We start from the raw sequence: 12,614 nt of genomic DNA, 5'->3' as shown, positions 1-12,614 counted from the left end.
CCGGGGGGCTTCCGCGTCGTCCCGCACCGGGGCGCGCACCGCCCGCTACACTGCTTCCCGATGAAGCGAGTGGTGTTGGCGACAGGCGGGACGGGCGGGCACATCTACCCGGCGGTGGCGACCGCACGGGAACTGCAGCGGCGCGGGTACGAGGTCACGCTGCTCGGGCAGCTGGGCGGCATGGAGGAACGCGTCGCGCAGGATTCGGGCCTCGCCTTTCACGGGGTGGTGGCCGGGAAGTTCGCGCGCAGCGCGAGCGGCCTCGACCCCCGGCAGGCGCTGCGGGCCGCGCGGGGCCTCGCGCAGGCCCGCAGCTTCCTGAACCGCACGCGGCCCGGCGTGGTCGTCGGGTACGGCGGCTTCGCGAGCCTGCCGGGCGTGCTGGCCGCGCAGTCGCTCGGCATTCCCACCGTGCTGCATGAGCAGAACGCCCGGCTGGGCCTCACGCAGCGGCTCGCGCTGCGCCGCGCCCGCGCGGTCGGCACGGCCTACCCGGACGTGGCGGGCCTCCCCGCCGGGCGCGGCACGCTGGTCGGCATGCCGGTCCGTGAGGAGTGGCTGCTGCGGCAGGAGGCCACGCAGCGGCTCGGGCTGCAGGAGGGGCCGCTCACGGTGTTCGTGATGGGCGGCTCGCAGGGCAGCGTCGCCCTGAACAGCGCCGTGCCGGGCGTGCTGCGCGAGGTGCTGGGCGAGGCGGGCCTCTCGCCGGACGACGGCGTGCAGGTGCTGCACTCCACCGGTCCCCGCTGGCTGAGCGACGTGCTGCCGGAGGTGCAGAACCTCGGGTGGTACAAGGCGGTCGGGTACGTGGATTCCGTCGCGGCGTGGTCGGCGGCGGACCTCGCCATCACGCGTGCCGGGACGGGCACGCTCGCGGAGGCCGCGTTCTACGGCGTGCCGGTCGTCATGGTGCCGCTCCCCAGCAGCGCCGAGGACCACCAGCGCTTCAACGCGCGGGCCGTGGAGGCCGCCGGGGCGGGCCGCCTCGTGGAGCAGGAGGCCATGAGCCGATCCCTGGGGAGCGTGGTGTTAGAGTGTCTGAAGAAGGAGACGCGCGCTTCCATGCGGGAGGCCGCGCTCCGCCGTTCTCCTCAGGGTGCGGCCTCCCGCCTCGCGGACCTGGCCGAATCGCACTTCCGTTCCTGAGCACCACACCGAGCCAGCGCCCATGACCAAGTCCCAGACCATGACCCCCACAGACGCCCCTGCCGCACCGCCTGAGGTTCAGGCCACGGCGGGAGCCGCTGTCCAGACCGCCCCCGTCACCCCGCCCGCGCCCACCCCGGCCCGCCCCACCCACTTTCACCTGATGGGCATCGGCGGGATCGGGCTGAGCGCCTTCGCCCGCATCCTGCGCGCCCGTGGCTTCACGGTGTCCGGCTGCGACAGCGCCCCTTCCGAACTCACGCACCAGCTGCAGCTGGAAGGCACCGACGTCCTGATCGGGCACGGGGCCACGCACCTGAGCGGCGTGGACGTCCTGATCGCGTCGGAAGCGGTGAGCCGCACGCACCCGGAGATCGTCGCGGCGCGTGAGGCGGGCATCGAGGTCCGCCCCCGCATGGCACTGATGGAGGAACTGCTCGCGGGCGGCCCGTCGGTCGGCGTGGTCGGCACGCACGGCAAGACCACCACCACCAGCATGACGGCCGTCGCCATGTACGGCGCGGGCCTCGACCCGGCCGCGTTCGTGGGCGGCATCATCCCGGCCTTCGGCAGCAACGCCCGCGCCGGTCAGGGGCCGTTCGTGGCCGAGATCGACGAGTCCGACCAGGCGTTCCAGACGCTGCGCTGCGAGACGGCCGTGTTCCTGAATGCCGACGACGACCACATCGGCACGCCCGGCAAGAGTCAGGCCGTGTACTGGGAGACGGTCGAGGACCAGCACGCCGCCTTCGGGAAGTTCGTGACGCAGGCGGCCCGCGTGCTGTACTGCCACGACTGGCCGGGCCTGCCGGACTTCCTGTCGCCGGGCCAGCCGAGCTGGAGTTACGGCCTGAACGACGGCGCCGACTACCGCGCCACCGACCTGAACCCCGACCCGGAAGGCACGGACTTCACGGTCGTGTTCCGGGGCGAGGCGCTGGGGCGCGCGCGCGTCGCCATGCCGGGCCTGCACAACGTGCAGAACGCCGTGGCGGCCCTGGCGACCACGCACCTGTACGGCGGGAATTTCGCGCTCGCGGCGGCGGCCCTCGCGGAGTTCGGCGGGCCGCGCAGGCGCTGGGAGCGCGTCGGAACGCTGGACGGCGCGATCATCATCGACGACTACGCCCACAACGCCGCCAAGGTCGCGGCGGTCGTCGGGGCGGCCCGGCAGACGGGTCGCCGCGTCCGGATCGTGTTCCAGCCGCACCGTTACCTGCGCACGCAGCAGTCCTGGCCGCGCCTCGCGGACAGCCTCATGCCGGCTGACGAGGTGATCCTGCTCGACATCGCCGCGGCAGGCGAGGAGGCCATCACCGGCATCGACAGCACCCTGATCGTGAACCGCATGTACGAACTCGGGCACCGGGGCGTGCATTACCTCCCGCTGCGCGAGGAGGTGCTGACGTACCTGCGCGGCACGGTGCAGCCGGGCGACGTGATCGTCACGGTCGGCGCGGGCGACGTCTGGAAGATCGGGCGTGAACTGGCCGGGGTGAGCGTGTGAGCGTCCCCGTGACCAGGGCGGGCACCCAGCCGGTCAGCGTGAGCGTGACGGGCGCGGGCGTGCGCCGCGAGGCGATCGGGCGGTACACCACGCTCGGCGTGGGCGGCGAGGCCGAAGTGTGGACCGTCACGGACCACGCGCAGCTCGCGGAGGCCATGAGCGCCCCGTACCGCATCCTGGGCGGCGGCAGCAACCTCGTCGTGGCGGACGAGGGCCTCACGGAGCGGGTCATTCGCCTCGCGGGGCAGTTCGCGAGCACCGACCTGACGCCCGACCCGGAACGCAGCGGCCCGGAGCACGGCGACCCGGACGGCCTCGTGACCGGCTGGGTGGGCGGCGGCGTGCCCCTGCCCGGCCTGCTCCGCAAACTCCAGCGGCTCGGCTACAGCAACCTGGAGGGCACGGTCGGCATTCCCGCGCAGCTCGGCGGGGCGATCTGGATGAACGCCGGGACGCGCTTCGGCGAGACCTTCGACGGCCTGCACTCGCTGGAGATCGTGTCGCCCGAAGGCACGCGCGTCGTCACGCCGGACGACCTGAACTGGTCGTACCGCGACAGCGGCATCCCCCGCAACCACATCGTGACGCGCGCCCGCCTGCGCCTGCGCCGCAGCACGCCGGACGCCGTGCAGGAACGCATGGACGCCGCCGACACCGCCCGCAAGGGCCAGCCCAAGAACCGCACACCCGGCTGCGCCTTCAAGAACCCCACCCTCCCGGACGGCGCGCGCGCCCCCGCGGGCCGCCTGATCGACGAGGCGGGCCTCAAGGGCAGCCGCGCCGGGAACGCCATGATCGCGCCGGAACACGCGAACTTCATCGTGAACCTCGGCGGGGCGACCGCCGCCGACGTGCACGCCCTGCTGAACCTGATCCGCGAGCGGGTCGGCGTGCCGATGGAACTGGAGTACGAACTGTGGCCGTGAAGGGACCGGAAGCGCCCACGCGCGCCGCCCGTCCCGCCCGCCGCCTGTGGCTGGCCCTGCTCGCCACCGTCCTCGTGCTGGCCGTCCTGGCCGCCTCGTGGTTCCTGCTGCCCGTCCGGACCGTCACCGTGACCGGCAACCGTCACCTGAGCGCCGAGCAGGTCCAGGCGCTCGCGGGCCTCACCCCGCCCTTCGCCCTGACTGCCCGGCCCGGCGGGTGGCTGTACTACGGCGCGTGGCGCGCACGTGGCCTGCGGCAGTCGCCGTGGGTGGCGTCCGCGCAGATCGTGCGCCGCTTTCCCGGCAGCGTCGAGGTGAACGTGCAGGAGCGCGTCCCGGCCGCCCAGTGGCAGAAGCCGGACGGGACCCTCGTGGCGATCGCCTGGGACGGCAAGGTGCTGCCCGGCGCGCCGCTCGGCGGGCCGCTCCTCGTCGGGTGGGGACCGGACCGCCTGCCCGTCGCGAGGCGGCTCGCGCAGGCGTTTGGACGTTACAATGTGCAATCGGTCCGGTACACGCCCTCAGGCTTCACCGTGCAAACGGCGGCAGGGACGGCGTGGAGCGGGAATCTCGGTTCCTTGCTTAAGTATTCGGGCAGTGTCAAGATGTTTGCTGGAAAGCACATCAATATTTATCCCTGGGGGGTGAGCGTCCAGCAATGAAGGACAACCTGATCACTGTCGGTCTGGACATCGGCACCACGAAGATCACCACTGTGATAGGCGAAATCGCTGCCGACGGCAGCGTGGACATCATCGGCGAAGGAACCGTGCCCAGCGAGGGCATCAAGCGCGGCGCGGTCGTGAACCTGGAACGCACCACCGCCGCCATCCGCAACTCGGTCGCGGCGGCCGAACGCGTCAGCGGCGTCAAGGTCACGAACGCGTACGTCAGCGTCGCGGGCAACCACGCCAAGGCCCTCACCAGCCACGGGCTGGCCGCCATCCGGCGCAGCCAGGAGATCACGGTCTCCGACGTGGAACGCAGCATCGAGAACGCCCGCGCCGTGCCGCTCGACCCGAACTTCGAAGTCATTCACGCCATCCCCCAGGAGTACGTGGTGGACGGGCAGGAAGGCATCAAGAGCCCGGTCGGCATGCACGGCGTGCGCCTCGAAGTGGACGTGCACATCGTCGCCGGAAGTGTCGGCCCGCTCGCGAACCTGCGCCGCTGCGTGCAGGAGGCGGGCCTGCAGGTGCGCGGCCTCGTGCTGGAATCCCTCGCGTCCGGCACGGCCGTCCTCGACGCGTCCGAACGCGACCAGACGGTCGTCGTGATCGACATGGGCGGCGGCACCACCGACGTCGGCGTGTTCAAGCGCGGGAACCTCTCGCACTCCGCCTGCATCCCCATCGGCGGGGACCACGTCACCACCGACCTCGCGCAGATCCTCAAGATTCCGCTGGAGGAGGCCGAGAACGTCAAACGCAAGTACGGCGCGGCCCTCCCGGAACTCGCCGACCCGGACCTGATGCTGGAGATCACGAACGCGTCCGGCAGCACGCACGCCATCAGCGCCTTCGACCTGTCGCGCATCATCAAGCCGCGCATCGCCGAGATCTACGGCATGGTGCGCGACGAGATCGACCGTGAGCTCGGGCCGGTGGAACTCATCGCGAGCGGTGTCGTCCTCACGGGCGGCGGGAGCCTGCTGCGCGGCGTGTCGGAACTCGCCCGCGAACGCTTCCGCCTCCCGGTCCGCGTGGGCCGCCCGCGCGGCATGGGCGGCCTGACGGACATCGTGGCCGGACCCGTGCACGCCGCCGCCGTGGGCCTCGTGCTGTACGCCGCGCAGGAGCAGATGCACCCGGTCGGCACGGCCGCGCAGGCCCAGCCCGCCAACGGCAGCGGCTCCCCGTACGTGCGTCCGGCCCCCACGCCGATCGAGTACGACCTCACACCCCCCCCGGTGGACGAGACACCCACCCCCACCCCGAAGCCCGCACCGACACCCAAACCGCCCAGGGCGCCCCGCAACCCGGACGAGAAGACGCTGGTGGACAAGGTCAAGGACTTCTTCAAAGACTGGATCTGATTCCGGGCCTGATCCGGGCCGGGCGGCGCGTACCTGCGGGTGCGCGCCGCCCGCACGTTCAGGGTTCGGGCGTCCAGATGCTGTCGATCTGCACGTCGTACCGCAGCAGGATCGTCTTGAGGCGCTGCATGGCCGCCACGGCCAGCAGCCGGTCCTGCGCGCCGAACACCAGCGTCAGGGCCGCCACCTCGTCCTGCCGGGGCCGGGGCGGCGTGGCCTGCACCTGCAGCGGTCTCGCGAAGGCCGGGTCGGTCATCAGGTCACGCAGGACCCGGTGGAACGTGATCTCGTCGATGCCTTCCAGCGCGAACCGGATGCCTTGAAGCCCGCCTGCCGTCATGCCCCAGGGTAGCGCACCCCCAGACGGGCGGGCGTCACGCACCCGGGAACGCAGGCCCCGGGTCCCGCCGGGGCCGGTAGACTGCGCGTATGCTCGTCACTGAACCGGTGCAGGCCCTCCTCACGCGTGAACGCACGCTGCTCTCCGACCTGCAGGCGTACCTCCAGGCGCAGGGCGCGCCTGCCGAGGCGGTCACGCAGGCCCGGCAGGCCCTGCAGAACCTCGACGAGAGCTTCCTGCTGGTCGTGGTCGGTGAGTTCAACGCCGGGAAGTCCAGCTTCGTGAATGCCCTGCTGGGCGAGACGGTCCTGCCGGAAGGCGTGACGCCCACCACGGACCGCATCTACGTCCTCGTGCACGGCGAGAAGGGCGAGCCGGAAGCGACCGCCGACCCCTTCGTGGTGCGGCTGCGCGTGCCGATCGCGGCGCTGGACGGCGTGGCGCTGGTGGACACGCCCGGCACGAACGCCATCGTGCGGCAGCACCAGGTGCTGACGGAAGGTTTCCTGCCGCGCGCGGACCTGCTGCTGTTCCTGACGAGCGCCGACCGGCCCTTCACGGAGTCCGAACGGCAGTTCCTGAGCCTCGCGGCCCGCTGGGGGCGCGCCGTGGTGATGGTCGTCAACAAGGCCGACCTGCTGGAAACGCCCGAGCAGCGCGCGGAAGTGCGGGCCTTCGTGGAGGCGGGCGCGCGCGCCGAACTGAACCTCACGCCGCCCGTGTACCTCGTGTCCGCCCGGCGTGAACAGCGGGCCGCGCAGACGGGCGGCGACGAGGGCTTCCGCGCCCTGCGTGACGCGCTGCAGGCACGGCTGGGCGAGCGGGAACGCACGCGGCTGAAACTCACCGGCCCCCTGAACGCCGCCGCCGAGATCCTGGGCGGCGAGGAACGCCGCGCGTCCGCCGCACGCGACACCCTCAGGGCCGACCTCGACACGCTCTCCAGCCTCGAAGCGCAGCGCCAGCGGCACCACGAGACCATGCAGGGCGAACTGGACGGACAGCTGAACCGCGTGGGCCGCCTGCTGGCCGAGTTCGAGGCACGCGCCGACAAGTTCATCGACTCCACCCTGCGCATCGGGAACTTCCGGCAGCTCGTGAACTCGCGCGGCCTGGAGACGCAGTTCCGGGAGCAGGCCATCGCGGACCTACCGCAGGCCATCGAACGGCAGTTCGCGACGATGGTGGACCGCTTCGTGGAATCCAACCTGCACTTCTGGGAGGACGTGCAGACCTTCCTGCTGCGCCGCCAGCCGTCCCAGGACATCGCCCGTACCCGCTTCTCGTACGACCGGCACGCCCTGGTGGAAGGCATCGCGGGCAGCGCCAGCCGTCACCTGTCCGAGGTGACGGAAGCGCAGCTCACGCGGCAGCTCGCGGCCGACACCGAGGACGCCATGAAGGGCGTGGTGGGGCTCGGTGCGGGCGGCGTGGGCGTCGGCGTGATCGGCGCGGTGCTCGCGGGCACGCTCGCGCTCGACTTCACGTTCATCTTCAGCGGGCTCGCCATCGGCAGCCTGGGCCTGCTGATCCTCCCGGCCCGGCGCCTGCAGGCCCTGCGTGAACTGCGGGTGCGCGTGGCGGAACTGCGGGCGTCGCTGGAGGGCGTCGTGCGGCGCGAGTACGAGCGCGAACAGGAACGCGCCGACGCGCGCCTGCGGGACGCCATGAGCCCCTTCACGCGCTTTATCGAGGGCGAACAGGTGCGGCTGCAGGAGGCCGAGGGGCAGGCCGCCCGCCTGCGCGCCGACATCACGGCCCTCAAAGGTCAGGTGGACGCCCTCGGCTGACCCGCCCCGTGCGGTACGCAAAACGGGCCACGCGCTTCAGGTGCGCGTGGCCCGTTTTGCGTACCGGGCTGAAACCGGATCAAACCCGTACTTTTTGGTGCCCGCTTCGCTCGGCTGAACTCGGAAAGTTCAGCTCAACACCGGATCAGACGAACTGCTGCTCGGTGACGCGCGCCACGGCGGAACGGTCCTCGCCGTCCTCGGGTGCGTCGGGCGTGGCGGCGCTCAGGGCGCTGACCGGCTCGTTCGGCGCGGGCGGCAGGAGACTCTGCGTCCCTTCCGGCAGCGGCACCGCCGTGCCCTGAGGCAGCTCGGTCGGCAGGGGAGAACCTTCCGGCTGCGCGTGCCGGGACGCCAGCTCGTAGAACGACGCGACGAGTGCCCGGTACTGCGCCACGAACTGCCCCTGTTCGTCCCGCGCGCGGGACAGCAGCGTCGTCAGCTCGTTGTGCCGCTGGCTGAACACCGACTCCAGGTGCGCCGTGCGGGCCGCGAGGCCCTGCTCCAGCTCACGGTGACGGCGGTGGTACTGCGCTTCCAGGTCCGAGAAGCGCGCCCGGTAGCTGGCTTCCAGCTGCGTGCTGCGCCCCTGGTGCGCGGCTTCCAGTTCAGTGCTGCGGGCACGGTGCGCCATTTCCAGCTCGCCGGTGCGCGCCTCGTGGCGGGCTTCCAGGCCCACCGAGCGGGCGTTCGCCTGCTGCGTCACGCTGTCGCGGTACGCTTCGGCCTGCGTGGTGATGAGTTCCGCTTCCTTGCGGGCGTTCTCGCGGAGTTCCTGCGCGATGCGTTCGGCACTCACCACGGCGCGCCGCAGGTCGTCCTCCGACTGGCGGTACTCGGCCAGTCGCCCTTCCATCAGGGCGAGGCGCTCGTTGAGTTCCTGCCGACTCTGCAGCAGTTCCTCGAAGTCGTCCGCCAGTTCGTTCAGGAAGGTGCGGACATCGAGCCGCTTGTAGCCACCCATCGCACCAGGGAATTCCTGGTGTCGCACGTCCAGTGGGGTGTACTTCACCGCGCGCGCCCCCCGCTCAGATGCCGAATCATAAGGTCAGTTTAGCTCAAATCCGGCGCTCCCCCGTTCCCCGCCCGGCCCGCGTCCTGGGCACCGGCCCGGTCCACGCCGGACGCGGGTGTGAACAGTCGCCGCCCCACCCGCACCAGCGTCGCACCGTGCCGGATCGCGGCGGGAAAGTCGTCGCTCATGCCCATGCTCAGTTCCGGCAGGCCCAGCGTCTGCGCGTGCAGGGCCGTCTGCGCGAACACCCGCTCGGCGCCCTGCGGGTCGTCGTAGGGGGCCATGACCATCAGGCCGCGCACGGTGAGGCCCGTGCCGCGCACCTCGCGCAGCAGGGCGGGCAGGTCTTCGGTGCTCACGCCGTGCTTCTGCGCCTCGCCGTTGTGGACCTGCAGCAGCACGTCCGGCGCGCGCCCCCAGCCTTCGGCGGCCGCCGCGATGGCCTGCGCCTGCTCGGCCGTCTCGATGGTGTGTACGAGCGTCACGGCGCGCAGGTACTTGACCTTGTTGCGCTGCACCGGCCCGATGAAATGCCACTCCAGCGGCGGCCACGCCTGCGCCCCTGCGCCCTGGGTGACGCCACCCTGCGTGACGGCCACCTTGTCGCGCAGCTCCTGCCCGCGGTTCTCCGCGAGCGGGAAGCCGCCCGCCTGCAGGGCCGCGTGCGTCAGGACGGACGCACGGATCTCGTCCAGGGTGTGCCCCTTGCTGACCGCCACCAGCCGCGCCGAGCCGGGCGCGCGGCCCGCGTCCACCTCCGCCGCGCGGATCTCGCGCAGCACGTCCTGCAGGCTCACGCCTGGCCCGCCCGTGACCGGCATTCGCGCCTGCTAGGGCGAGCGGGGGAGACGGGCCGGACAGCAGCGCGGTGGGGGAGGGGCAGGACCTTCACGCCGACCATTGTCGGCCTCGGCCAGCCGCGAGACAAGGGCCGACCGCGCCCGGCGCGCCCATCCGGAACGGCAGATGAGCGGGGCATGGCATGCACCAAGAACTCGTCAAGACCGCTTCATCTTTCTCAGGGCCACAGACCCGAATGTGGCAGACTAGAGGGTCTGATGAAGCGCCCCACCCGTCAGGACCGGCCCGTGCCCACGCAGGGGCCGCCCAGGACGGACCGTTCCCGCAGGGAAACCGGGGCAACCCCCCACCCACACCGGACCACGTCCCTCCGCCCCCCACCCCCCGTCCCGCACCGGGTCACCCCGCACACCAGCGGCCCGACGCTCCCGCCGCGCCGCCCGAGGAGTTCAAGCATGCACATCCGACACACCCTGGTCCTCACCGCGGCCCTCAGCGCCCCCGTCGCGCTCGCCCAGACCCAGCAGGCCGCCACCCTCGACGACATCGCCGTGGCCGGCGCCACCGACCTGCTCGGCAACTTCGTGAAGGCCAGCCTCAGTGTGCAGCCCGGCGCGGTCCTCTCCACCGTCAACCTCCGCCAGGTCGAACAGGACGCCCTCGCCACCGGGTACCTCAAGAGCGCCACCGCCACCCTGCAGACCGTGAACGGCCAGAACGTCCTGGTCCTCAACGTCATCCCCAACCCCCTCATCGGCAGCGTCACCGTCAGCGGCGTGACCTTCCTGCCCGCCGACGCCTTCAAGACCTCCCTCGCGAACGTCCTGAACATCGCGCCCGGCGCGACCCTCAACTCCGCGCGCATCGACCAGTCCAAGCAGGCGCTCGCGCAGAACTACAAGGCCGAAGGCTACCCCTTCCTGCCCAGCATCAGCACCTCCACCAAGGCCCGTGCGGACGGCAGCGTCGACCTGACGTACACCGTGGACGAGACGGCCCCCGTCACGCGCATCGAGGTGAGCGGCAGCACCCTCCTCCCGCAGGACACCGTCGTCGGCGCCCTCAAGCCCCTCTACGACGCCAAGAAGTTCACGCCCGACGCGTACTTCGGCGCGCTGCAGCAGATCCAGCAGGCCTACCAGTCCGCCGGGTACCTCGCCAGCGGCGTGAACTCCGGCGCCAGCACCCTCGAAGGCGGCGTGCTGAAGGTCTCGGTCCTCGAAGGCAAAATCTCCGACGTGGACCTCTCCAACGTCACCCTGCCCGCCGGGAGCGCCCCCGTCCTCCTCAGCAAGGCGGGCGGCGTCCCCAGCCTCAAGGCGCTCGAACAGGACGTCCGCACCCTCAGCAACGCCACCGGCCAGTCCATCGGCTTCGCGCTGCAGCCCAGCGACCCCCAGAACCCCAACGTCGTCCGGGTCGCGTTCGGCGTCGCCGAAGCCACCACCGGCCCCGTCAAGGACATCCAGATCACCGGCAACACCGTCGTCCAGACCGCCGACCTCAAGGCCGCCCTGCAGACCCGGGTCGGCGACGTGTTCTCCCGCATCGCCGCCGAAGCGGACTTCACGCGCCTGCGCGACGTGTACCGCAAGGCCGGGTACGAGATCAGCACCCGCGACGCCATCGGGTACAAGGACGGCGTCCTCACCTTCAACATCCACGAGACGCGCATCGCCGGGTACGAGATCAACTGGACCGGCCCGCAGACCACCAAGGAACGCGTCATCAGCCGCGTCCTCCCGGAACCCGGCAAGCTCTTCAACGACAAGGCGTTCCGCAACGCCCTCGACGGCCTGAACGCCCAGGGCCTCATCAAGATCAACAGCGTCACCACCAAGGTCAAGGACCCCGCCAAGCCCGAAGACCTCACGTACGTGATCGGCGTGTCCGAAGTGACCGGTAACCGCGTGCTGCCCTTCGCGCTGCAGTACGACACCCTCTCCGGCTTCTCCGGCTCGGCGGGCCTGCAGAACAACAACCTCTTCGGGCTGGGCCACCAGGCGGAATTCAACGTCGTCGGCGCACTCAACGACGCCGGGCAGAACTTCACCGGCAACATCAAGTACACCATCCCCTGGCTCGACATCGACTTCCTCGACTTCCGCAAGGTGCCCACCAGCGTCAGCGCGAACCTCTACACCAACGTCACGCCCAACAACGCCCTGAACGACGCGACCGGTACCGACACCGGCCGCCAGTACTCGCTGCGCACCACCGGCTTCGGCCTGACCGCCGGACGCCAGCTGCTTCCCAACCTCACGGTGAGCGCCAGCGTCGGCACGAACTACAACACCTACTACCTGGAATCCATGACGGACGCCGAGAAGGCCAAGGTGTCCACCGCCAACCAGGACGACGCGACCGCGAAGACCCTGCTGCCCGCCACCAGCCTCACCACCGTGTTCGGCGTCGGCAGCAACTACGACAGCACCAGCACCCCCTCCTTCCCCACGGACGGCTTCCGCGCGAACGCCAGCGCCGCGTACGGCTTCGGACGCAGCGGCGACACGCCACTCAGCTGGACGAAACTCGAAGCGGGCGCCAGCACGTACTTCGGCCTCGGGCAGACCCTCCAGAAGGGCTTCAACATCAACCAGAAGCAGCAGGCCATCGCGGTGCGCGTCAACGCGGGCGACTACATCGGCACGCCGCCCCCCGGCACGTACTTCGGCATCGGCTACGCCAGCGCCAACCCCGCCTACGAACTGCGCGGCTACGACAGCAACGCCTTCAAGGGCAGCAGCTACGTGACCGGCAGCGCCGAGTACCGCTACGACCTGAACGTCAGCAACTCCTTCCTGCAGGGCGTGTACCTGATCGGCTTCGCGGATGCCGGCAAGGTCTTCGGCAGCACCGCCACCAACGCGGACGGCACCGCCAAGGACACCTTCGGGTACTCGGTCGGCGCGGGCATCCAGACCAACATCAGCCTGCTCGGCGTGGGCGTGCGCCTCGACTACGGCTTCAGTCCCATGACCCAGAGCGGCCAGTTCCACTTCCGTCTCGGTAACCTCTGGTAACACGGACGCCGACCAACGAAGGGGGGCGACG

General features: G+C 71.0%; 10 protein-coding genes. 7 read left to right on the top strand and 3 right to left on the bottom strand.

What is annotated here, in order from left to right; genetic code table 11:
- Positions 1-60 precede the first annotated feature (60 nt).
- From murG to ftsA, 5 genes are all read left to right on the top strand, one after another.
- Entirely contained in the window at positions 61-1,146 is a 1,086-nt protein-coding gene (gene murG, locus IEY33_RS08545) for an undecaprenyldiphospho-muramoylpentapeptide beta-N-acetylglucosaminyltransferase (protein ID WP_188962279.1), read from the top strand.
- A 163-nt stretch (positions 1,147-1,309) separates the two neighbouring features.
- The gene (gene murC, locus IEY33_RS08540) at positions 1,310-2,653 is read left to right on the top strand and encodes a UDP-N-acetylmuramate--L-alanine ligase (protein ID WP_188962428.1); all 1,344 of its coding nucleotides are present in this window, start codon (positions 1,310-1,312) and stop codon (positions 2,651-2,653) included.
- A 38-nt stretch (positions 2,654-2,691) separates the two neighbouring features.
- Entirely contained in the window at positions 2,692-3,579 is an 888-nt protein-coding gene (locus IEY33_RS08535) for a UDP-N-acetylmuramate dehydrogenase (protein WP_188962425.1), read from the top strand.
- A complete protein-coding gene (locus tag IEY33_RS08530) occupies positions 3,576-4,241 on the top strand; it encodes a cell division protein FtsQ/DivIB (protein WP_229670880.1) in 666 nt (221 codons plus the stop codon). The genes IEY33_RS08535 and IEY33_RS08530 overlap by 4 nt, the downstream gene beginning before the upstream one ends.
- Positions 4,238-5,614 carry a cell division protein FtsA gene (gene ftsA / locus IEY33_RS08525; protein WP_188962274.1) on the top strand — a complete coding sequence of 459 codons (1,377 nt, stop codon included), beginning with the start codon at positions 4,238-4,240 and terminating at the stop codon, positions 5,612-5,614. Before IEY33_RS08530 ends, ftsA begins: the two co-directional genes overlap by 4 nt.
- Positions 5,615-5,672: 58 nt before the next feature.
- Here the strand turns inward: ftsA and IEY33_RS08520 are convergent, their stop codons facing one another.
- Positions 5,673-5,954 carry a hypothetical protein gene (locus IEY33_RS08520; protein ID WP_188962271.1) on the bottom strand — a complete coding sequence of 94 codons (282 nt, stop codon included), beginning with the start codon at positions 5,952-5,954 and terminating at the stop codon, positions 5,673-5,675.
- Between the two features lie 89 nt (positions 5,955-6,043).
- Between IEY33_RS08520 and IEY33_RS08515 the strand changes: the two genes are divergently transcribed.
- Entirely contained in the window at positions 6,044-7,744 is a 1,701-nt protein-coding gene (locus tag IEY33_RS08515) for a dynamin family protein (RefSeq protein ID WP_188962269.1), read from the top strand.
- A 145-nt stretch (positions 7,745-7,889) separates the two neighbouring features.
- Here the strand turns inward: IEY33_RS08515 and IEY33_RS08510 are convergent, their stop codons facing one another.
- Together IEY33_RS08510 and IEY33_RS08505 are read right to left on the bottom strand one after the other, a co-directional pair.
- Positions 7,890-8,756, bottom strand: coding sequence for a DivIVA domain-containing protein (locus tag IEY33_RS08510; RefSeq protein WP_268238820.1), 867 nt, complete (start codon positions 8,754-8,756; stop codon positions 7,890-7,892).
- 41 nt (positions 8,757-8,797) lie between these two features.
- Positions 8,798-9,556, bottom strand: a complete 759-nt coding sequence (locus IEY33_RS08505) for a YggS family pyridoxal phosphate enzyme (protein WP_188962423.1) — start codon at positions 9,554-9,556, stop codon at positions 8,798-8,800.
- A gap of 459 nt (positions 9,557-10,015) precedes the next feature.
- On the opposite strand from IEY33_RS08505, the gene bamA reads away from it, so the two are divergent.
- Entirely contained in the window at positions 10,016-12,583 is a 2,568-nt protein-coding gene (bamA, locus tag IEY33_RS08500; protein WP_188962264.1) for an outer membrane protein assembly factor BamA, read from the top strand.
- The last annotated feature ends 31 nt before the right edge of the window (positions 12,584-12,614 follow it).

It is taken from the genome of Deinococcus aquiradiocola (assembly GCF_014646915.1).
Lineage (GTDB): Bacteria > Deinococcota > Deinococci > Deinococcales > Deinococcaceae > Deinococcus > Deinococcus aquiradiocola.
The sequence above is the reverse complement of the archived record's forward strand: the minus strand, read 5'-3'. Positions and strand labels throughout refer to the sequence as shown.

Excerpts from the sequence above, each read along its gene's own strand:
- IEY33_RS08520 (WP_188962271.1), bottom strand. The coding sequence starts at position 5,954 with ATGACGGCAGGCGGGCTTCAAGGCATCCGGTTCGCGCTGGAAGGCATC.
- murG (WP_188962279.1), top strand. The coding sequence starts at position 61 with ATGAAGCGAGTGGTGTTGGCGACAGGCGGGACGGGCGGGCACATCTAC.
- murC (WP_188962428.1), top strand. The coding sequence starts at position 1,310 with ATGGGCATCGGCGGGATCGGGCTGAGCGCCTTCGCCCGCATCCTGCGC.
- ftsA (WP_188962274.1), top strand. The coding sequence starts at position 4,238 with ATGAAGGACAACCTGATCACTGTCGGTCTGGACATCGGCACCACGAAG.
- bamA (WP_188962264.1), top strand. The coding sequence starts at position 10,016 with ATGCACATCCGACACACCCTGGTCCTCACCGCGGCCCTCAGCGCCCCC.
- IEY33_RS08515 (WP_188962269.1), top strand. The coding sequence starts at position 6,044 with ATGCTCGTCACTGAACCGGTGCAGGCCCTCCTCACGCGTGAACGCACG.